At 71.7% G+C, this 20,714-nt stretch carries 18 protein-coding genes, 1 pseudogene and 1 riboswitch; of the genes and pseudogenes, 4 read left to right on the forward strand and 15 right to left on the reverse strand.

The genetic code is table 11. The features are described 5' to 3' along the window. Positions 1–9: 9 nt before the first annotated feature. The gene (locus G4G93_RS06725) at positions 10–393 is read right to left on the reverse strand and encodes a hypothetical protein (protein ID WP_206289576.1); all 384 of its coding nucleotides are present in this window, start codon (positions 391–393) and stop codon (positions 10–12) included. 393 nt (positions 394–786) lie between these two features. Here G4G93_RS06725 and G4G93_RS06730 point away from each other — a divergent pair, with 393 nt between their 5' ends. The 3 genes and pseudogenes from G4G93_RS06730 to G4G93_RS06740 all read left to right on the forward strand — a co-directional run bounded on the left by G4G93_RS06730 (position 787) and on the right by G4G93_RS06740 (position 3,730). After that, positions 787–1,206 (forward strand): histidine phosphatase family protein, encoded by a 420-nt coding sequence (locus G4G93_RS06730; protein WP_395413720.1) that lies wholly within the window; start codon positions 787–789, stop codon positions 1,204–1,206. Next, a pseudogene (locus G4G93_RS06735) lies at positions 1,164–1,550 on the forward strand (TIGR04290 family methyltransferase); the annotation flags it as partial. The gene G4G93_RS06730 and the pseudogene G4G93_RS06735, both read left to right, overlap by 43 nt. 89 nt (positions 1,551–1,639) lie before the next feature. Beyond that, complete coding sequence (locus tag G4G93_RS06740) at positions 1,640–3,730, forward strand: FUSC family protein (RefSeq protein WP_165082476.1); 2,091 nt, start codon at positions 1,640–1,642, stop codon at positions 3,728–3,730. 219 nt (positions 3,731–3,949) lie between these two features. On the opposite strand, the gene G4G93_RS06745 is transcribed toward G4G93_RS06740, so the two are convergent. The 14 genes from G4G93_RS06745 to G4G93_RS06810 form a co-directional block, all read right to left on the reverse strand. After that, positions 3,950–4,717 carry an SDR family oxidoreductase gene (locus G4G93_RS06745; RefSeq protein WP_165082478.1) on the reverse strand — a complete coding sequence of 256 codons (768 nt, stop codon included), beginning with the start codon at positions 4,715–4,717 and terminating at the stop codon, positions 3,950–3,952. After that, a complete protein-coding gene (locus tag G4G93_RS06750; RefSeq protein ID WP_165082481.1) occupies positions 4,714–5,703 on the reverse strand; it encodes an ABC transporter substrate-binding protein in 990 nt (329 codons plus the stop codon). The genes G4G93_RS06745 and G4G93_RS06750 overlap by 4 nt, the downstream gene beginning before the upstream one ends. Positions 5,704–5,710: 7 nt before the next feature. Further along, the gene (locus G4G93_RS06755; protein ID WP_165082483.1) at positions 5,711–6,460 is read right to left on the reverse strand and encodes an ABC transporter permease; all 750 of its coding nucleotides are present in this window, start codon (positions 6,458–6,460) and stop codon (positions 5,711–5,713) included. Then, complete coding sequence (locus G4G93_RS06760; RefSeq protein ID WP_165082485.1) at positions 6,457–7,227, reverse strand: ABC transporter ATP-binding protein; 771 nt, start codon at positions 7,225–7,227, stop codon at positions 6,457–6,459. Before G4G93_RS06760 ends, G4G93_RS06755 begins: the two co-directional genes overlap by 4 nt. Beyond that, positions 7,217–8,671 carry an acyl-CoA reductase gene (locus G4G93_RS06765; RefSeq protein WP_165082487.1) on the reverse strand — a complete coding sequence of 485 codons (1,455 nt, stop codon included), beginning with the start codon at positions 8,669–8,671 and terminating at the stop codon, positions 7,217–7,219. Before G4G93_RS06765 ends, G4G93_RS06760 begins: the two co-directional genes overlap by 11 nt. Continuing rightward, complete coding sequence (locus G4G93_RS06770; RefSeq protein ID WP_206289577.1) at positions 8,668–9,795, reverse strand: hypothetical protein; 1,128 nt, start codon at positions 9,793–9,795, stop codon at positions 8,668–8,670. The genes G4G93_RS06765 and G4G93_RS06770 overlap by 4 nt, the downstream gene beginning before the upstream one ends. A 45-nt stretch (positions 9,796–9,840) precedes the next feature. Beyond that, positions 9,841–9,943: riboswitch (TPP riboswitch) on the reverse strand. Positions 9,944–10,018: 75 nt separating this feature from the next. Then, positions 10,019–11,350 carry an AmpG family muropeptide MFS transporter gene (locus tag G4G93_RS06775; RefSeq protein ID WP_165082489.1) on the reverse strand — a complete coding sequence of 444 codons (1,332 nt, stop codon included), beginning with the start codon at positions 11,348–11,350 and terminating at the stop codon, positions 10,019–10,021. A gap of 185 nt (positions 11,351–11,535) precedes the next feature. Next, a complete protein-coding gene (locus G4G93_RS06780) occupies positions 11,536–12,564 on the reverse strand; it encodes a CobW family GTP-binding protein (protein WP_165082491.1) in 1,029 nt (342 codons plus the stop codon). Continuing rightward, complete coding sequence (locus G4G93_RS06785) at positions 12,561–14,171, reverse strand: amidohydrolase family protein (protein WP_165082493.1); 1,611 nt, start codon at positions 14,169–14,171, stop codon at positions 12,561–12,563. The genes G4G93_RS06780 and G4G93_RS06785 overlap by 4 nt, the downstream gene beginning before the upstream one ends. 129 nt (positions 14,172–14,300) lie before the next feature. Continuing rightward, positions 14,301–15,128, reverse strand: a complete 828-nt coding sequence (locus tag G4G93_RS06790; RefSeq protein WP_165082495.1) for an ABC transporter permease — start codon at positions 15,126–15,128, stop codon at positions 14,301–14,303. A 255-nt stretch (positions 15,129–15,383) separates the two neighbouring features. After that, the gene (locus G4G93_RS06795; protein ID WP_165082497.1) at positions 15,384–16,409 is read right to left on the reverse strand and encodes an extracellular solute-binding protein; all 1,026 of its coding nucleotides are present in this window, start codon (positions 16,407–16,409) and stop codon (positions 15,384–15,386) included. Beyond that, complete coding sequence (locus G4G93_RS06800) at positions 16,406–17,521, reverse strand: ABC transporter ATP-binding protein (RefSeq protein ID WP_165082499.1); 1,116 nt, start codon at positions 17,519–17,521, stop codon at positions 16,406–16,408. Before G4G93_RS06800 ends, G4G93_RS06795 begins: the two co-directional genes overlap by 4 nt. Beyond that, entirely contained in the window at positions 17,521–18,363 is an 843-nt protein-coding gene (locus tag G4G93_RS06805) for an ABC transporter permease (RefSeq protein WP_165082501.1), read from the reverse strand. Before G4G93_RS06805 ends, G4G93_RS06800 begins: the two co-directional genes overlap by 1 nt. Before the next feature lie 164 nt (positions 18,364–18,527). Continuing rightward, positions 18,528–19,181: a TetR/AcrR family transcriptional regulator gene (locus G4G93_RS06810; protein ID WP_165082503.1), complete on the reverse strand. Its 654-nt coding sequence runs from the start codon at positions 19,179–19,181 to the stop codon at positions 18,528–18,530. A 232-nt stretch (positions 19,182–19,413) separates the two neighbouring features. Here G4G93_RS06810 and G4G93_RS06815 point away from each other — a divergent pair, with 232 nt between their 5' ends. Beyond that, positions 19,414–20,658, forward strand: coding sequence for an amidohydrolase family protein (locus tag G4G93_RS06815; protein ID WP_165082505.1), 1,245 nt, complete (start codon positions 19,414–19,416; stop codon positions 20,656–20,658). Positions 20,659–20,714 lie beyond the last annotated feature (56 nt).

Below are 20,714 nucleotides of genomic sequence, written 5' to 3' on the forward strand. Positions count from 1 at the left end.
GATGTCGTCCTATTGCTTCGGGGCCGGGCTCGCGTCGGCCGGCAGGAGGATGCCCGGGACGATCTTGCCCTCGGGGCCGTACTCGCCGGCCACCGCCAGGCAGGCGGCGTCCCGGTTCTGCATCATCTGGTTCGACATCAGGGTGAAGATCGTCTGCACCTTGGCGCCGAACGGGCCGCGGGGTGGGCGCACGTCGTCGATCGTCACCTGATAGCGCGCCAGCAGCGCCTCGAACGGCGCCGCGCCGATGCGGTAGCCGCAGACATTGGCCGCCGCGAACACGTAGGCCGCCGTCTCCAGCGCCCGCGGCGGCGGGGCGTTGCGGATGCCCTGCGCGACGGCCGGCCCGACGGCGAGAGCGAGGGCGGCAGCGAGGAGCAGGGTCGGACGCATGACGGGGATCCTCCGGACGATGCCGCGCGGTCTGAGAGGCGCGCTTTCGGCACGGCCCGGAACTTAGCGCGGCCTGCCGCAGGCGCCAGGGGAGACGAAGGGCCGGGTGCCTCCCACCCCTTTCGCGGATCTCCCTCCGCTTCGCCGCCGTCATCCGGGAAAGGGCGCGGTGGACGGGCGAAGGGCGGGGCCCTGCGTGGTACGCCGCATCGCAATCCCCCACGAAATAATCATCCCCCAGTATCTCTCCCGCCCATCGCCGCCCCTGCCCGCGGACCTATCCCGCTCCCGACGCGGCGGGCGAGGGGGCATGACGAGGGGCGCATGACCACGACCTTCCTCCTGGTGCGGCACGCCGCCCATGACCGGCTCGGCCGCGTGCTGTGCCGGCGGATGCCCGGAGTGACGCTCGGGCGCGAGGAGTGGGCGCAGGAGACCGCCGGGCCGGTGGCGGCCAGGATGGGGCTGCCGGTCCCGATCCTGCCGGCCCTGAACGAGATCGATTTCGGCGCCTGGGCCGGGCAGGACTTCGCGACGCCCTGGACGGCGATCCCGTCTGGGCGGGCTGGAACCGGGCCCGCCACGTCACCCGGCCGCCCGGCGGCGAGGCGCGCCCACGCCCACACCCTCGGGCTCGGCGCGGAGGCGTTGCAGCGCTTCGAGGCCGGCCCGGCCTCGGTGAGCGTGCTGGTCGTCGGCGACTGGGGCGCCAAGATCGAGAGCCTGAACGAGCGAGCGTTCCTGAAGGATCCGCCATCAGCAACGAGAGCATGCTCTCCCACCTGCGCCATCCGCTGCTCGCCCTCGACCTGATCCACGCCCACGTCGCCGGCGACCTGATGGTGTTCCAGTCGATGCAGCGGGGCGCGACGCGCGTGGCGCCGATCGCGGCCGATTGCGATTTCTTCGAGACCGCGCATTTCGACGATCCGCGCGACCCGAAGCTGCACGTCATCGAGCGGAACTACGCCGGCGACCCGACCAACTGGTGGGCGCCCGACCGCGCCGGCACCGAGGCGATGCTGCGGGCCTCCGGCTTCCGGATCGAGGCGCATCCGGAGCAGGAGGTCTGTCTCTGCCGCCGCGCCGCGACGCCGGTCGATTGCCGGCCGGTCTGTCCGGCGCGGCCTCGGGCTTCGAGCGGTACACGGGACTGATCGGCGTCCTATAACGGCTCGGGGGCACGGGGCTTGCCAAGCTCGTGGTGCCTCAAGGACCCGAGCGCCCCCGTGACCCCTCCCGCCCGATGAAGCTCACGATCCGCCGCGGCACCCTGCGCGAGCCGGGCCCCGACCTCGCCCGGCTGCCGGTGGCGCCGGACCTCACCGGCATCAGCATCGCCGAGGGCCTGCGGGCGGCGGTCGCCTTCGCCAGCATCATCCTGCTCGAATCGTGGCTGCACTGGCCGCCGCTCCTCACCATGGCGCTCGCCGCCAACCTCACCTGCTTCTGCGACATCGGCGGGCCGATCCGGCCGCGCCTGCGGGCGCTCCTCGCCTTCGCGGGCCTCGGCGGGGTGTTCTGGGGCGCCTTCGGCGTCATGGAGGGCTACGGCCCGGCCCTGGTCCTGCCGGTGGCACTCGTCGTCATCTTCGGCTGCACCTTCGCGCGGATCTGGGGCGTGCCGGCCCAGACCGTCGGCAACGTGCTGGTGGTGGTGCTCTGCCTCGCCCTCGACCGGGCCCTGAGCGTCGAGCAGGGCGCCGTCGTCGCCGCGATGTTCTGGGCCGGGGGGCTCTGGGCCGCCTTCCTGACCCTGGTGGTGTGGCGCCTCCACCCCTACCGGCCGGCGCATGCGGCGATCGGGGGCGTGTGGCGCGGGCTGTCGCGCCTCGCCCGCGACCTGCACCGGCTCTCGGCCGAGCGCCGAGGCACGGACCAAGTCACCGATCCTGCCGTCTGGGAGGCCCATGCCCGGGGCCACCGCCGGGCGGTGCGCGACGCCATCGAGGCCGCCCGCACCCTGGTGCTGGATCTGGCCCGCAGCCGCGCCCGGCTGTCGGAGCGCAACGCCCGGGCGCTGATTCGGCTCGAGGCGGCCGAGCAGCTGTTCGGGGTGATGATCGCCCTGTCGGACTACCTGGAGCGGGCGACCCCGGTGCAGCAGGCGCAAGCCGCGCGGCTCCTGCGCCTGCTGCCGCCGGTCCTCAAGATCCTGTCGCGGGCAATCCGCCGCGACCGCCCGGTGGACCTGACGCGCGTCGAGCGGGCGCTCGCCCGGGCGAAGCCCGCATCCGACGCCGATCCGGCCTTGCGCCGGATGGCCGAGCGCATCCTCGACCGGGTGCGGATCGGCGCCAAGCTGTCGGGGCCGGAGGACCTCGCCGGCGGCGGGGGGCTTGCCGGCGCGCCGGCCCCGCCCTGGCGCGAGACCGTGCTGCAGCCCTTGCGCGCCAACCTGACCTGGTCCTCGGCCAACCTGCGCCACGCCGTGCGGGCGACCGTGGTGGCGCTGCCGGCGCTCGCCGTGACCTTCTGGTGGCCCGGCCCCTTCACCCACTGGCTCACCATCACGGTGGTGCTGACGATGCAGCCCTTCTACGCCGCCACCTGGCAGCGGGCGCTGGAGCGCATCGGCGGCACGGTGCTCGGCGGGGTGATCGGGGCGGTGCTGGCCTTCTACGCCACCTCGCCGGCGATCCTCGCCGCCATGATGGTGCCGCTCAGCGTCGTCGGCTTCGCCGCGCGCGGCGTCAGCTACGGCACCTTCATCGCCTGCCTGACGCCGCTCGTCGTCGTGCTGGTGGAACTGGTCGAACCCGGGCATTCGTCCTGGGAGATCGTCGGGATGCGGGCGCTGTTCACGGTGCTGGGCGGCGCGGTGGCGGTGCTCGCGGGCCTGCTGCTCTGGCCGCTCTGGGAGCCCGGCCGCGTGCGCGACGCGCTGCGCACCGCGCTCCAGGCCCATGCCCGCTACGCCGAAGCCGTGGTGGCGGAACGCCTCGGCGACGGTCCGGCCTCCGCCGCCGAGGCCGCCGCCCGGGCGGCCGGCCTTGCCAGCAACAACCTGGAGGCCGCGCTCTCCCGCGCCCTCCAGGAGCCGCGCCGCCGCGGCCGCTCGCGCATCGAGGCCGCGATGGTCGCCGACGCCACGCTGCGCCGCATGGCCGGACGCCTCGCGATCCTGCGCCACGAGCCCGAGCCGGCGGATGCGGCGACATGGCGGGCCTGGCGCGAGTGGCTGAACGTGGCGCTCACTGCGACCGCCGCGGGCGACCGGCTGCCGCCGAAGCCCGAGGGCGCGGATTCGGCGGTGTTCGGGCGCATCGCCGCGCAGGTGGAGCTGCTGGCCGGGACGCTGAAGCGGGCGGGGATCGGCGGGCGGGAGGCGGCGTGAGGGCCGGAGCGATCGGCGCTGCGACGCGCCGATTCCACTGGACCCTCATAATGAACAACACTGCGGTCTTAGCCGGACCTCGCAGGCTGACGGGTTCTCGCAAAGCCGCTCCCTGTCCCGGATCTCCTTCCACTTCGTTTCAGTCGTCCGGGAAAGGGGTCGGCTTGCGACGGGTCGTGAGCCCGCTGGTGCCGCACCTGATAAGGTCGTGCGCTGTGCTCACCCCATCACCAGCCCGCCATCCACATGCAGGACCTGCCCGGTGACGAACCGGCTGTCCTCGCCGGCGAGGAACAGCACCGGGCCGGCCACGTCCTGCGGCGTCGCGAGGCGGCGCAGCGGCGTCTGGGCGATCAGGGCCTCCCGCACCTCCTCGGGCGTGTCCCGGCTCGCCTCCGTGGGCGTGACCAGCCCCGGCGCGACGCAGTTCACCCGAACCCCGACCGGGCCGAGCTCGGCCGCGAGGTTGCGGCTGAAGCCGATCAGCGCCGCCTTGGCGGTGGTGTAGTCGTGGTAGGGGATGCTCGGCCGGGCGACGAGGTCGCTCGCGAGGTTGACGATGCTCCCGCCGCTGCGCCGGGTCAGGAGCGGCAGCATCGCCTGAACCACGGTGTAGGCGGCCCGCACCGCGCCGTCGAACTGGCGCTGATAGGCCTCCCACGGCACGTCGCGGAAGCGCGGGCGGTTGTCGGGATCGAAGCGGTAGGGCGCGAAGGCGTTGTTGACCACCGCGTCGAGGCGGCCGACCTCCTCGGCGATGCGGTCCGCCAGCCCCGCCACCGCACCGGCGTCGGTCACGTCGGCCGCGACCGTCAGCGCCTGGCCGCCGAGCGCCCGGCATCTCTCGGCCACCGCCTCGGCGGCGGCGTGGCTCTCGCGGTAATTGACGACGACGAGGCCGCCCTCGGCCGCGAAGGCTGCGGCGATCGCCGCGCCGATGCCGCGGCTCGCCCCGGTGACCAGGACCGCACGGTCGCGGAACCTCACCGCGCGTCCTCCCTGGCGGGGATCAAGTCGCTCTTCACCACCCGGCCCATGTCGAGGCTGCGGCCGATCAGGCCGAGCTGGCGAAACGTATCGGCGCCCTGCTGCAGGATCGCGGGATCGAAGTGGCCGAGGCCCTCGCGCTCGGTCGTCGGCGACACGCTCGACCGGTTGCGCAAGGCGATGACCTCGCGGTTGATCGCCTCGTCGCGGCCGTTGATCGCCCGGGTGACGGCGAGCCGCGCCGCCTCGTCGGGCTTGGCGATCATCCAGGCGGCGGAGTCGCGGTAGGCGGCGAGGAAGCGCGTCAGCAGCGGCTTCTTCGCCTCGTAGGCGGCCCGCGTCACCACGAAGATGTCGCTCGGCAGGTTGAGGTGGTCGCGCACCTCGATCACGTCGACCTCGCCGAGCCCCTTGGCGCGGCCGACGAGGAGCCCGGTATCGGTGGCCGCCGTCGCGTCGACCTGACCCTGGATCAGCGGCGCGAAGTTGAGGAGGCCGGTGACCTCGACTGTCACGTCGCTCTCCTTCAGCCCGGCCGCAGCCAGCAGCAGCAGCAGGTGCTGGCGGGTGCCGCTCGCCAGGCTGTAGACGCCGACGCGCTTACCCCTCAGGTCGGCGGCCGTGCGGATCCCGCGGGCCTTCGGCGCCACGACGTTGAACACGTTCTGCGGGTAGATGTTGTAGATCGCGACGAGATCCGCCCCCTTGTCGAGGGCGAGGTAGAGCGAGGCCGGATCGGTGAAGGCGATGTCGGCCTGGCCGGCGAGGAGCGCCTGGATCGCCGAGCCGCCGCCGTTGCCCGGCACGTAGTCCAGCGCGATGCCGCGGGCCTTGAACAGGCCGTGATCGGGCTCGGCGAGCAGGTTGGTGATCTCGCTGATCGGCTGGCTCCAGCCGGCGACGGTGAACCGGTCCAGGGGCTGCGCCAGGGCCGGGGACCCGAGCCAGGCCAGCGCCAGGACGAGGAGGAGGCGTAAGGGGGGCATTTCCGGTTCAACCTCTCGCGTAGCGTCTCAGGATCAGGGCCTCGATCCCCCGCGCGGCCTCGTAGACGGCCATGCCGAGGGCGGTGATCACCACGAACAAAGCCACGATCAGGCTCGAATCCATCACGCTCTGGGCGGCGATGATCGAGGCGCCGAGGCCCTGGCGCCCGCCGACGAACTCGCCCACCACCGCGCCGACGAGGGCGAGCACGATGGCGACCCGGAACCCCGCCAGGATCACCGGCAGGGACGAGGGCAGCTTCAGGCGCAGCAGGGTCCGGACGCGGCCGGCCCCGAGCATCCGGAACAGCTCGCGCTGGCCCGGATCGACCTGGGTCAGCCCGGTCAGGGTGTTCTCGAAGAGCGGGAAGAAGCAGATCAGCGCGGTGATGACGACCGTCGGCGTCAGGCCGAAGCCGAACCACAGGATCAGCAGGGGGCCGAGCGCCAGCTTCGGCACCAGCTGGCTCGCCAGCACGTAGGGGCGCAGGATCCGGTGGAGGGCCGGCCACTCGGCGAGGAGGATGCCGGCACCGAGGCCGAGGCCCGTTCCGGCGAGCAGCCCCAGAGCCATCTCGGTCACCGTGACCCGCAGATGCGGCCAGAGCCGGCCCGAGGCGATCTCGCCCCACAGCGTCTCGGCGACGGCGGAGGGAGCCGGCAGGACGAGGGGCGAGACGGCGCCCGAACGGCACCACGCCTCCCAGGCGGCGAGGAGGCCGGCGAGCAGAAGGGCCGAGGCGAGGCGCGTCCTCACGCCGCCCGCCCGATCGCGGAGGAATCCATGATCCCGCGCAGATGCCGGCAGACGGCCCCGAAGGCGGGTTCGTAGCGGATGCCCCCAGGGCGTGGTCGCGGCAGCGGAACCGCGCCCTCGTGGATCAGGCGGCCCTCCGCCATCACCCCGACCCGGTCGCCGAGATACACGGCTTCCGCGATGTCGTGGGTGACGAACAGGGCCGTGCTCCCCCGCGAGGCGCACAGCCGCAGGAGGTCGTCCTGCAACTCCTCGCGGGTCAGGGCGTCGAGGGCGGCGAAGGGCTCGTCGAGGAGGAGCAGGTCCGGGCGCCCGACGAGCGCGCGGGCCAGCGCGACCCGGCTCTGCTGCCCGCCCGACAGGGCGCCGGGCCGGCGCTGCGCGAGGGCGCCGAGGCCCATGGCCGCGAGGAGATCGCGGGCGGCGTCCCGGTCGTCGGCGCGGGGGCGGCGCTTGAGCGAGACCGGCAGCAGCACGTTGTCGAGGGCGGAGAGCCAGCCGAGCAGGGTCGGGGCCTGGAACACGAATCCGACCCGCGGGGACGGGCCGCCGAGCGCCGCGCCGTCGAGGCGCACGGCCCCGTCGTCCGGCGCCAGCAGGCCGGCGGCGAGCTTGAGCAACGTCGTCTTGCCGCAGCCGCTGCGGCCGAGCAGGCAGTGGATCGCCCCGCGGGGGATCGCCCAGTCGACGCCGGCCACGGTCTCGGCCGCATCGCCGGGAAAGCGGTAGCGCAGGCCCGCGAGGGTCAGGAAGGCGTCAGTCGGCATAGGGCGCGAAGCCTTCCGCCGCGGCCTCGGCGCTGCCCTCGATCTCCGTCACGGTGACGAGGTCCAGCAGGCTGAAGCGGCCGTCATGGTGCCAGCCCGCCTCCGGCGCGGTCATGCGGCCGATGGCGGTGATCCGGGTGACGCCGACGCCGGCGAGGTCGTCGGCGAGGGCGAGGAGCCGCGCCGGGGCGGCGGCGATCCCGGCGGTCTGGAGATAGGCGCGGTGGGGCGCGACCAGGGCCGGCACCTCGGCGAGGTCGTCGACCGCCACCACCGCGACGCTGCGGTTGAGGCCGGACAGGCTCAACGGGACGGCGGCCTCGATGAGGACGACGCTCCACGGGTCGGCCGGGTCGCCCAGGAGCGTCGCGCCGCCGTCCAGGGCGCGCATCTCGTGGGCGCTGCGCCAGGCGGCGATGGCGGCGGATTCGCCCGCATCGAGCCGCCGGCGCGGGTGGCGGCTCGCGAAGGCGGCGAGTTCATGGGCGAGGTGGCGGGCGAACTCGTCCGGCCCGACCGTGCCGCCGCGCTCGACGAACAGCATCTGCGGCGCGTAGCAGCCCTGCTGCTCGTAGCGCACCACGTCGTGGGCCGCGAGCCGTGCGACGTGTCCGGCGCGGCGGCTGTCGAGCGCCTCGCGGCCGGCCATCGCGAAGCCGATGCGGTGGCCGTGCGGCAGGAAGCGGGTCGTCACCGGCACCTTGGCGCGGAGCGCCGCCAGGGTGTCGTTGCCGCCATAGGCCATGACGCAATCGGCCCGGCCCAGGAATGCCGCCTCGACCGCGCCCTCGCCGCCCTTCCACCAGGTGACCGCCAGGCACTCGCCGAGCTCGGGATCGGCCTCGGCGATCGCTTGCGCGAACCAGCCGGCGGTCAGGGGTTCGGCCGAGGCGAGCTTGCCGACCGTGCCGGCCTTGACGAGCAGGCCGGCGACGAGGCTCCACAGCGGCAGGGCCGGGACGTTGCCGGCCCAGACATGGAGCAGCAGGTCGGGCCCCCGCGCCCGCACGAGCCCGCCCTTCACCGCCGGCTGGAAACCGTCGAGCACGCCCGGGTTGGAGAAGTCCTCCGCCAGGAAGCGCAGCAGCTGCGGCGTCCGGAAGGTCTTCAGATAGCTCGTGAGGCCGAGCCGCACCGTCTCGCGGTCGTAGCCGGTGACGACCGGCAGCAGGGCCTCGGCCTTGCTCCGCAGGGGATGCGTGCGGTCGAGCAGGCAGGCGCTCGCCCGGTCGATGGCGGCGACGATGCGGGCGGTCTCCATCCGCCGTAAGCTCTCGCGGGCGCGGGTGCGGACATGCAGGCACAGGGCCTTCGCCTGATCCTCGCGCAGCTCCGGCAGCGCCACCGCGACGGTCTCGCCCCAGGCGCGGTGCTCGACGGTGCGCCGGCCGACCGCCTCGGAGAAGCCTCCCGGCAGATGGCCGGCCTGCTCGACGATCGTCATCCCTGCGCGGCGGCCAGGAACTCGGCCACCGCCACCGAGCAGCCGCGCGAGGCCGAGCCCTCGACCCGGCCGAGCAGCCGGAAGCCGCCGGGCACGATCACCCCGGCATCCTCGGTGAGGATCGCCGAGACCGAGTTGAAATGGGCGAGGTCATGATGGACCAGAACGCCGGTCTCGCCCTCCGGCAGATCCGCCCCGGTCAGCGGATCGACGACGCGGCTGCGGATCCAGTGCGGGCCGGACTTCACCGGCGGACAGATTGCGTTGCCGTCGTCGTAGAACTGGGTGCTCAGCTCGGTCATGCCGTACATGTTGAGGCAGGATTCGCGCGGGACCCCGAAGGCTTCCGAGAGCCCGTCGTAGAATGCGTCCGGCTCGATCTCCCGGGACTGGCCCTTGAAGCCGCCGGTATCGAACAGAAAGCTCCCCGGCGGCAGGGCGAAGCGGCGGCCCTGTTCCTTGAGCGCGTCCATCACCGGCACGAAGGCGTAGGTGGCACCCAGCAGCGCGTAAGGCTCGCCCGCGGCCTCGGCCTGCCCGAGGGCGGCGAGCAGCGCATCGAGATCGAGGCCGGCCGGGCCGACGAAGACCGCGCTGTCCGTCGTGCCGAATCTGTCCTTCGCCAAGCGCAAGTAATGGGCGAGGGAGGAGTTCGGCAGCGCCGCCTCGTCCGGGAACAGGATGCCCATCCGGATTTTCGCGCGCCCGCGCATGATGCGGGCGGAGAAGCCCGCGAGCATCGAGGCGTCGTAAACCGCGAGCGTCGGGTGATAGCTGCGGCCGCGCCCGCTGCCGGTCGTGCCGCTCGTCATGAACACCCTCTCGGCCTCGTCCGGCGGGCAGCAGCTCAGGGTCAGGTCCTTGAACGCCTTGATCGGCACCGCCGGGATGTCGCGCCAGCGCCTCACGGTGAGAGGCGTGCGTCCGCGCTGTTGCGCGAAGCGGCGATAGGGCGCGTTCTGCGCGAACTGATAGGCGAAGAGCCGCAAGGCCAGCGCCCCGAACTCCGCCTCAGTCGCGCCCGGCCGTCCGATGAAGTCGAGGAGGGCCTCGACGATCTCCGCTTGCGACATCACGGCCACCTCGCGCCCATCCCGGGCGACGGCCATGCTGGCGGAGATCATGCGTGAAAAGACGGCTCGATCGGCCCCGCGGCCGCGCCGGTCCCGCATCCCTACGCCGGCATGACCCGGATCAGGTTCATAGGGTCACCGCGGCGCCCGGACGGGTCCGGGCCGGCGGAATCTCAGCCTCCTCGCGAGGCTCCCCTGGGAGCCAGGGAGAGTGGGGAGTATGGGGGCGGGTGTCAAGCAGGGCGCACAAGCCCAACGCGAGGCGTGCGACGGGTCAGGTCCTGGGCGCAGCCTCGTCGGAGATCCCGACCTTGGCCCAGACGTACACGGCGAGCAGCGCCACCGGCACGCCGATGAGCGAGGTCAGGACGAAGAACCAGGGGAACCCCGTCCGCTCGACGATGAAGCCGGAGAAGCCCGCCAGTACGCTGCCCGGGAAGGCGCAGAGCGAGGTCAGGAGCCCGAACTGGCTCGCCGCGTGCTTGGTCGAAGCGAGCGTCGACATGTAGGTGATGAGCACCACCGACGCGAAGGCATAGGCGAAGCCGTCGATGCCGACGGTGACCGCGAAGGTCCAGAAGGCCCGGCCGCCGTCGCCGCCATGCGCCGCCAGGTAGGCGAGGCTCAGATGCGAGGCCGAGGCGGCGACCGTGCCGATGAGGAGGCTCGTCAGCATGCCGATCCGCGGGATCAGGGAACCGGCGAGGAAGGTGCCGCCGAGCCCGATCCAGAAGCCGAACAGCTTGGTGACGGTGGCGATGTCGGTGTTGGAGAAACCCTGGTGCTTGAACAGCGGCACCGCCATGGCGGTCGCGATGTAGCCCGGCATGCGAAAGCCCGCCACGAGCAGCAGGATCGCCGGTGCCATCGGGCCGAGGCGGCGCAGGAGGTCGGCGATCGGCGCCCAGATCGTGTCGAGGAGGCCGGCGCGCGGCGCGTGCGGCACTTGGTCGGAGGGCGGCTCGGGCGCGAGGACGGCCGCCGCCATGCCGACCAGCATCAGGGCCCCCATGGCGAGGTAGGCGCCGCGCCAGCCGATCCGGTCGGCGAGGAGCAGCGCGCCCGCCCCCGCCGCGAGGTTGCCGATCCGCCAGCCGATCTCGGTCCAGGACGACAGGACGGCCTGCTTCTCGGGCGGCCGCACGCTCGTGATGCGCCAGCCGTCGATGACGAGGTCGAGCGTCGCGCCGGCAAAGCCCAAGGCCACCGAGAACGCGATCGTCCAGGCGAGCCAGTGCGCAGGATCCCCGAAGGCGATCCCGGCGAGCATCAGCATGACGCCGAGTTGCGCCGCGACGATCCAGCCGCGCCGCCGGCCGAGCAGGGCCCCGAGCAGCGGCGGGTCGGTCCGGTCGAGGAACGGGGCCCACAGGAACTTGAACTTGTAGGCCAGCGTCATCTCGCTGAGCAGCCCGATCGTGGCGATCGAGATGCCGCTATCCGACAGCCACGCGGCCTGCGTCCCGTAGACGAGCAGGAACGGAATGCCGGAGGTGAAGCCGAGCCCGAGGGCCGGTGCGATCCGCCGGTCGGTGAACAGGGCCGACCAGAACGGCTCCGCGCCTCGGGGCGTGCTGTCGGGAGAGGCGGCGGCCGGTGCTGTCATGCTCGATCGGGCTCGCGGGAGACGGACGTTACGGCTTAGGTCGGCACATCCTGCCATAACCGGCCCCTGTGACGGCCGTTCCGCGGCCGCGGAACCACGCGTCGGAGGCGGTGAGCCGCGGGGCGGACGATCCGGCGGGTATCAGACACCGCACCGCGAACGACAATCGTTCATCCGATCATACCTCACTCCCGCACCGCCTCCGCGCGCGGCACTCCGGTTCCCACACGCGCGAACGGGCTCTCGGCCACCCGCGGCGCGAACCGGAACAGGCCGACGGGCGCCACGCCTTCCAGTTCGCCCGCTTGCAGGTCGCGGGCGATCACCACCACGAAGGATGCCGCCTCCTCGCCGGGCCGGCCGAAGGGACGCGGACGCGAGAACAGCGTGCCGACGCTCTCGACCAGCAGCGGGCGGTCGGTTTCGGCGACCCGCACCAACCCCTTGAGGCGCAGCAACCGCTCGCCGAGATGGCCGGCGAGGTTGTCGAGCCAGGCGGCCAGGTCGTCGTAAGGGAGGGAGGCGTTCGGCCGGGCGAGCCACACCGCGACGCGGGGATGGGCGCCGCCGGATTCGGGCATCAGCAGAGCCGGATCGAGGCCGGCCCCGGGAAGCGGCGCGAAGGCGGCCGCGACCGCGGCGGCGCGGTCGGGATCGGCGACCGTCTCGGCGAGGGGGTTGAGGCCCGCCACCTCCGCCCGGACCAGCCCGGGGCGCTCCGGCGCCGCCGTGTCGAGCTTGGTCACGACGATGCGGTGGGCGGCGGCCCATTGCGCCGCGGCCTCCTCGACGGCCGTCGTCCCGGGTCCGCGCAGGGCGTCGTAGGTGGCGACAACCGAGACCCGCATCGGGAAGCCGGCGAGGCTGGCTAGCTGGCGCAGGACCGGGCCGGGCTTCGACAGGCCGCTCGTCTCCAGCACGATCCGGCGCAGCGGCCCCGACGCTTCCGGCCGCTCGGCGGCGAGCAGGGCCTCGACGGTGCGGGCGAGGTCGCTCGTCATCTGGCAGCAGACGCAGCCATTCGCCAGCAGGGTCATCGGCACCTCGCCCCCGCTCTCGCGCAGGATCAGCCCGTCGAGGCCGATCTCGCCGGCCTCGTTGACGATGACGGCGGTGTCGGCGGCCTCCGGGCGGGCAAGGTAATCCCGCAGCAGCGTCGTTTTCCCCGAGCCGAGGAAGCCGGTCAGGACGACGAAGTCGAGGCTGTCGGTCACGGCGCCGCCTGATCGGTGCGGGCGTACTTGGCCGGCACCGCCTCGTTCCAGGTCGCCTTCACGAGGTCGCGCACGTCGGCGAGCAATTCCGCGGTGTCGTAGATCACCCCGTCCTTGATCGTATACTTGAGGCCCCGGTGCCAGGTGGCGCCGTTCGTCGCCTCGTCGAGGCGCAGCGCCCCGGTGCCGTAGAGCAGCTTGAAGTCGGTGAGCGGGTTGTGGTCGTGGACCAGCAGGTCGGCGCGCTTGCCGACCTCGACGGTGCCGATCTCGTCCTCGAGCCCGCACAGGGCCGCGCCTTGCGAGGTCGCGGCGCGCACCACTTCCAGCGGATGGAAGCCGGCTTCCTGCAACAGCTCGAGTTCGCGGATGTAGCCGAAGCCGAAGATCTGGTAGATGAAGCCCGAATCCGAGCCGGCGCAGACCCGGCCGCCGCGATTCTTGTACTCGTTGATGAACGCCATCCAGAGCCGGTAGTTCTCCTTCCACTCGATCTCGTTCTGGGTCGACCAGCGATACCAGTACGAGCCGTGGCCGCCGCGCTGCGGCGTGAAGTAGTCCCACATCGACTTCCAGGTATAGTCCTTGTGCCAGTCGGCCTGACGCGCCCGCATCAGGTCGCGGTTGGCGTCGTAGATCGTGAAGGTCGGCACGAAGGTGAAGCCGAGTTCCAGGAACCGCTCCAGGGTCTCGTTCCACTTCTTCGATCCGGGCTCCGCGCCCTGGCGGAACATCTGGCCGGAGACCGAGAAGCGGAAATACTCGTCGTTGTAATCGTAATCGAGCGGGAAGTTCTGCACCACCCGGTCCTCGAACAGCGCCTCGGGCAGGCCGTAATAATGCTCGGCGCTGGTGAGGCCCCAGCCGGCGGTGGTGAGCGCGTTCATCCGCGTCACCGCCATCTGGGCGTGGTGGCAGCCGGATTTCAGCCCGAGCTTCGCGCACTCGTCGAGGGCCGCCTCCATGATGGCGGGCGGCGCGCCGAAGAACTTCACCCCATCGGCGCCGCGCTCCTTGAGCTTGCGCAGCCACGCCCGCCCCTCCTCGGGGGTGTGGATCAGCTTCAGCATGTCGTTGACGGCCGGGAAGTAGCTGTAGGCCAGGAGCCGCGGCGCCGCGATCTCGTTCGCCTCCGCCCGCTTCTTCTGGTCGAGCATCCAGTCGAGGCCGTTGAACGAGCCCATCTCGCGCACCGTCGTGACGCCGTGGGCGAGCCAGAGCTTGTAGACGTACTCGACCGGCGGCACCCAGCCGTTGGCGGCATGATACGCGACGCCGGCATGGGCGTGGCAATCGACGAAGCCGGGCGTCACCCACTTTCCGCGGCAATCGATCTCGTGGTCGCCGGGCGCCGGCCGGTTGGCGCTGTTGGCGAGGTTGCCCGTGACCTTCTTCACCTGCACGATGCGGCCGTTCTCGACCACGATGTCGGTCGGGCCGATCGGCGGCGCGCCGGTGCCGTCGATGACGGTGGCGGCCCGCAGCACCAGGCGCTTGTGCGGCCCGATCCCGCGGTCGCGGGAGGTCGAGGGCACCAGGGGCGGCTGGCCGGCCTTGGCCCGCTCGGCGGCGAGTTCGTTGCCCGCCGGGATGCTGGCGTCGCTCATGGTGTTCTCCCGTGGTCTTGTTAGCTCTAGATCACGGTCCGATCGCCGCGCCATCGAAGGGTGATCGAGGTCTTTGATTGTGCCGCTTTTTCTCTCGACGAACCGGTATCCGCTCCGTCGGACCATGCTCTAGCGGGCGTAGCGGCGGCCGAGAAGGGCGGTGCCCAGAGCCGTCAGCACCAGGGTCGCGGCGAGCAGGATGAAGGCGAGGGCGGCGCCGAACGGCCAGTTCATGCCCCTCGAGAACTGGTCGTAGACGGCGGGCGCCATCATCTTGAACTGCGAGCCGCCGAGCAGCACCGCTGTCGCGTAGGTGTTCATGCACAGGATGAAGACGAGGACGCAGCCCGCCACCGTGCCGGGGAGCGCCAGCGGCCACACCACCCGGCGAAAGACCGTGAAGGCGCCCGCGCCGAGATTGGCCGCCGCCTCCTCGACGGATCGGGGGATGCTCTCGATCACCGAGGACAGGGTCAGGATCATGTAGGGCAGCACCACCGCGATCGTGCCGATGGCGACCGCGCCGGGCGTGTAGATCAGTTGCAGCGGCTCCGAGATCACGCCGAGGCCGCGAAGGCTCGCGTTGATGAGCCCGTCATTGCCGAGGAGCCCGAGCCACCCCGCCGCCCGCACGACGTTGCCGACGAGGAGCGGGATCAGGGTCAGCACGGTGGCGAGGCTCTTCCAGCGGCTCTCCATCCGGGCGAGCCGGTAGGCCGCCGGGAAGGCGAGGGCCAGGGTCAGCGCCGTGCAGGTGAAGGCCATGAGGAGCGTCGTGCCCATCACGCCGCGGTAATACGGGTCGGCGACGGCGTTGAGGTAGTTCTGCGCCGTCGTCGCCTCGATCATCAGCTGCGTCGGGCTGTACTGGTTGAGCGAGATGCGCGCGAGCAGCACCATCGGGCCGACGAGGAGCGCGGCGACGACGAGGACGGCCGGCAGGATGAGGGCGAACACGGCGGACCTTTGCCTTGGGAATTCTTCTGTTGCTGGCGGAGTGAGGCTCGGCGCTCACCTCTCCACCCCACGGGGTCGTCCCGGGGCCGCGCAGCGGAGCCCGGGATCCAGAACCGCCGAGGGTGCAGGCTCGGACGGAACGCGAGCCGCCCTCCTCTGAAACACCTGCGGTGCCGGATTCCGGGCTCTCGCCTTCGGCGGGCCCCGGAATGACGCGGAGGGTGTGAGTTCCGTCGAGCAGGCCGATCCGGCAGCCTACCCCTTGAACTCCTTGTTCCAGAAATCCGTGAACGCCCCCTGCTGCTCCTGCATCGTCGCGTAGTCGAGCGGGCGGAGCTTGGCCTGCTGGGCCTCCGTCAGGCTGATCTGCTTGGCCAGATCCTCCGGAAGCTTGGCGTCCTTGACGGTCGGCACGTAGCCCATCTTCCGCGCGAAGGCGACCTGAGCCTGGGGATCGAGCATGGCGTTCAGGTACTTGAAGGCGCTGTCCTTGGCCCGCGAGTTCTTCGGCACGCCGGCCTCGAACAGGATCGGCAGCGCGCCTTCCTCCGGCACCGCCATCTCGACCGGGATGCCGGCCTGCTTCCACATGAAGCCGCGGGCGAGCCACATCAGCGAGACCCACACTTCCTCGGACTTCAGAGCCGCGGCCAGGGTCTCGTTCGAGGGATAGACCTTCGGCTGGAGCGCCTTCAGGCCCATCAGCGCCGCCTTGCCCTTGGTGAAGTCGGTCGGAGTGCCACCCGCCCCGATATTGGCGCCCGCCATGTTGAACGGCGCGAGGATGTCCGAGAAGCCGACCCGGCCCTTGTATTTGGGATCGAAGATGTCGGCATAGCGGGTCGGCGGTGTCGTGACCTTGCTCGGGTTGTAGAGCACGACCAGCGCCGAGTAGATGTGCGGGATCGAGTGGGGCTTCTTGAAGACGTCGATCACCTGCGTCAGGCGCGGCACCTCGGCGGCCGGCACCGTCTCCAGCACGCCGAGCTGGCTCAGCATGTAGCTGTCGATGTCGTTGATGCAGGCGACGTCCATGCTGGCGCGGCGGCTGGTGCGCTCGGCGATCAGCTTGGTGCGGCGCGGGTCCTGGTTGGCGATGTCCTGCGACACCTCGATGCCCTGCGGCTTCATCAGCGGGACGTCGATGTTCTGCTGCAGGAGCGCACCGTAATCGCCGCCCCAGGTGCCGACGACGATCGGGGCGGATTCGGCCCGGGCGGGGAGCGTGCCGGCAAGGCCGAGCGCGGCGCTGCCGACCATGATGGAGCGACGGGTGATCATCGGGCGGGGCTCTCTGCTGCTGGCATGACGCGGGACGCGTCGGCGTGGGGGATGACGCGGGACGCGTCGGCGCGGGGGATGACGCGGGCTGCGTCCGCAGCCCAGGTGATGCGGACGGGATCGCCCGCGGCCAGGCGGCGTCGGGGATCGTCGGGCAAGGGGGTCGACGTCACCGCGACGATCGCCTCGCCGGCGAGGTCGAGGTGATACTCGGTGCGGGCGCCGAGATAGGTCACGGCCCGCAGCCGCCCGGTGCCGGCGGGGTCGGGGGCGACCTTGATCCGCTCGGGCCGGATCGCCAGCATGCCGTCCGGCACGACCGCGCCGGGCGCGCAAGGGATCGCGGCGCCGCTCGCGAGGCGGAACGCGTCGCTCCCCTCGCGGGTGCCGTCGAGCAGGTTGCAGCGTCCGACGAAGCCGGCAACGAAGGTGTTGGCCGGTCGCTCGTAGAGGTCCTCGGCGCTGCCGACTTGGAGCACGCGGCCGTGCTCCATCACCACCAGCCGGTCGGCCATGGCGAGGGCCTCGTCCTGGTCGTGGGTGACCATCAGGGTCGTGAGGCCGAGGCGCTTCTGCAACTCGCGGATCTCAAGCCCGACCTCGGAGCGCAGCTTGGCGTCGAGGTTCGACAGCGGCTCGTCGAGCAGGAACACCGCCGGGCTGACCACGAGCGCCCGGGCGAGCGCGACGCGCTGCTGCTGGCCGCCGGAGAGCTGGCGCGGCAGCCGGTCGGCCAGCGCGTCGAGCCGCACCAGCCGCAGGGCCTCGGCGATGCGCCGGTCGCGCTCCGCACGCCCCACCTTCCGCATCTCCAGCCCGAAGCCGACATTGTCGGCGACGCTCATATGCGGGAAGAGCGCGTAGGACTGGAACACCATGCCGGTGTCGCGGGCATGCGGCGGCAGCCGCGTCACGTCGCGCCCGCCGATCACGACGCGCCCGGCGGTGGGCTCGATGAAGCCCGCGACCATCCGGAGCGTCGTGGTCTTGCCGCAGCCGGACGGGCCCAGCAAAGCCACGAGCTCGCCCTGGCGGATATCGAGATCGACGCCGGCGACGGCTTTCGCCTCGCCGTAGCTCTTGGTGACGCCGTCGAGGAGGAGGGTGCCCATCAGACGATCCGCGACAGTTTCACGAACCGGTCGGTGACCAGCATCAGGGTCGTCACCATCAGGATCTGCGCGGTCGCGACGGCGGCCAGGGTCGGGTCCATTCGGAATTCCAGGTAGCTCAGCATGGCGACGGGCAGGGTGGTGCGCCCCGGGCCGACGAGGAGAAGGTTCAGTTCGAGGTTCTCGAAGCTCGCCACGAAGGAGAACAGGGACGCCGCCACGATGCCGGGGCGCAGCATCGGCAGGGTGATGCGGCGAAACACCGTGAAGGGAGTGGCGCCGAGATTGGCCGCCGCCTCTTCCGCCGAGCGGTCGAGGCCGGCGAGGCTCGCGGTGACGAGGCGCACCGTCCAGGGGATCGTGATGAGGACGTTGGCGGCGACGAGGCCGCCCAGCGTCGCCTTGATGTCCATGTCGAGCCAGTCCTCGGCCCGCAGGTAGAACATGTAGAGGGCCGAGCCCGCGACGATCGCCGGCACCGCGAGAGGGGCCAGCAGGAAGGTGTTGATGAGCCCGCGCCCCGGGATGTCGGACCGCACCAGCGCGAGCGCCGCGGCGGTGCCGAGCGGCACCCCGATGGCGGTGGCGGCGAGCGCGATCTGGAGCGAGGTGAGGAAGCCGCGGGCGAAGTCGCGCTGGGCCCAGGCGTTGAGGTACCAGCGCCAGGTCAGCCCGTCGGGCGGGAAGGTGACGATCTCCTGGTCGAAGAACGAGGTGACGATCACCATCACGATCGGCGCGAACACGATCGCGTAGGCGAGGATCACGGCGGCCAGGACCGCGAGGCGGCCGAGCCGGACCGACGGGCCGGGACCGGGAGGGGAGAGGGAGGCGGCGCTCATGCGGCTCACGGATCGAGGTCTGACGGCTGCGGGACGCCTGACCTACAAGACAGCTGACCTGTTTGTAAGACAGGTACCGGGGCCGCTGGCAAGACAGGTGCCAAGGCCGTTCCCAAGATCGTTTCCCAGGACGATCCCGAGCACGATCCCGACCGCCGGGCCGCTCACGCCACCGCCTCGCGGAAGCGGGGACCCGCGAAGGCGGCGTCGCCGGCCGGTCCGGCGATCAGTTGCGGCAGCACCGCCTTCCAGGCCTCGATCAGGTCGCGGTAGTAATCGGGGTCGGGCCGCAGCACCGTCTGCACGCCCATGCCGCGCATCAGGTTGACGGTGAGGTTCAGGATGATCCGGGCCTCCCGCGGCGGCCGGGCGTCGGACTCGCAGAACTCGGCCCAGATCGCGTCGAGGGCGGCGTGGAAGCGCTGCACCACCGGGATCAGGGAGCCGCGCAGCACCGCATCGGTGCGGGCCTCGTTGATCAGCTCCATCGAGAGATGGAAGAACCGGCCGGAGAACAGCGGCCACAGGAACTCGACGAAATCGGCCGGCGGCAGCATCCCTGAGCGCACGTCCTGCGACACCGACCGGATCTCGGCGGTGCCGTCGTCGAGCAGGGTCTCCAGGGCCGTCCGCATCAGGTCGGCCCGGGTCGGGAAATGGTGCAGCAGCGCCCCGCGCGAGACCTGCGCACGCTCGGCGATCGCCTGCGTGGTGGCCGCGTGGTAGCCGACGGCATGAATCTCGTCGATCGTCGCGCGCACCACCCGCTCGCGGGTCGCGAGGCTGCGCGCCTGAGGTGGCCGTCCGGTCCGCGTCACCGATCCTCCCGGGCACGAGCGCCGGATAAAAAAACAAGCTTGCCTGTTTTTTTCACGCTGTCCAGTGTGCCGCACGAGCCCGCGCGCCGTCATCCCCGGGCCGCCCTGCACGCGGGCACTGCCCGATCGCAAGGCGATCCGGCGACGCCCCGGCTAAGTGATGGTGCCGCATGTTCCGCGACGAACCGGTCTCCGCTTCGCCGGAAGATGCCCTCAGATAAGGACCGCCCGCATGAGCGCCGACCTCGTCCTGTTCCGCAACGCCACGATCCTCGACGGCACCCACGACACCGCCCTCGACGGGTATGACGTGCTGGTCGAGGGCGGCACGATCCGCGAGGTCTCGGACCGGCCGCTGACCGCCTCGTCGGCGCGGGTCATCGACCTCGCCGGGCGCACGCTGATGCCGGGCCTGATCGACTGCCACGTCCACGTCATCGCGACGATTCCCGACCTCGGCGCCAATGCCGACCTGCCGGATTCCCTGGTAGCCCTGCGCACCGCGAAGATCATGCGCGGGATGCTGATGCGCGGCTTCACCACCGTGCGCGATCTCGGCGGCGCCGATCACGGGCTGGTGATGGCGGTGGGCGAGGGGCTGATCGACGGCCCGCGTCTGGTGATCTGCGGCAAGGCCCTGTCGCAGACCGGCGGCCACACCGACTATCGCGGCCGCTACCATTCTCGCGACGTGAGCCATTACGGCACCAAGCTCGGCGCGATGGGCCGGGTCTGCGACGGGGTCGACGCGGTGCGCCGCGTGGCCCGCGAGGAGATCAAGGCCGGGGCCGACTTCATCAAGATCATGGCCAATGGCGGCGTCTCCTCGCCGACCGACCCGATCGCCTTCCTGGGCTACTCGGTGGACGAATTGCGGGCGATCGTCGAGGAGGCGAACAACGCCCAGACCTACGTCGCCGCCCATCTCTACACCGACGCGGCGATCCGCCGGGCGGTGGAGAACGGGGTGATCTCGGTCGAGCACGGCAACCTCGTGACCCCGCAGACCGCGCGGCTGATCCGCGACAAGGGCGCCTACGTGGTGCCGACCAACGTCACCTTCGACGCGCTGGCCAAGGAGGGCGCGAGCCTGGGGCTCCCGCCGGCCTCGGTCGCCAAGATCGAGGACGTGCGGGAGGCGGGCCTGACCGCCCTGGAAACCCTGCGCGACGCGGGCGTGATGATGGCCTACGGCACCGATCTTCTGGGCGAGATGCATCGCCACCAGTCGGAGGAGTTCGTGATCCGCGGCCGCTGCCTGCCGGCGATGGAGGTGATCCGCTCGGCCACGATCAACGCCGCCAAGGTCGTGCGCCTGGAGGGCAAGGCCGGCGTGGTGGCGCCGGGGGCCTTCGCCGACCTGATCGTGGTCGACGGCGATCCCCTGGCCGACCTCTCGCTGCTGACCGGCCAGGGCCGGCATATGCGGGCGATCATGATCGGCGGGCGCTTCGTGAAAGACGAGCTGGCGGCCTGACGCGGCGCGCCGAGGACTGCTCTCTCCTGGAGCATGCTCCGACGAGGCGGTCACCG

Origin of the sequence: Methylobacterium sp. DB0501 (genome assembly GCF_011043735.1) — a bacterium.
Lineage (GTDB): Bacteria > Pseudomonadota > Alphaproteobacteria > Rhizobiales > Beijerinckiaceae > Methylobacterium > Methylobacterium alsaeris.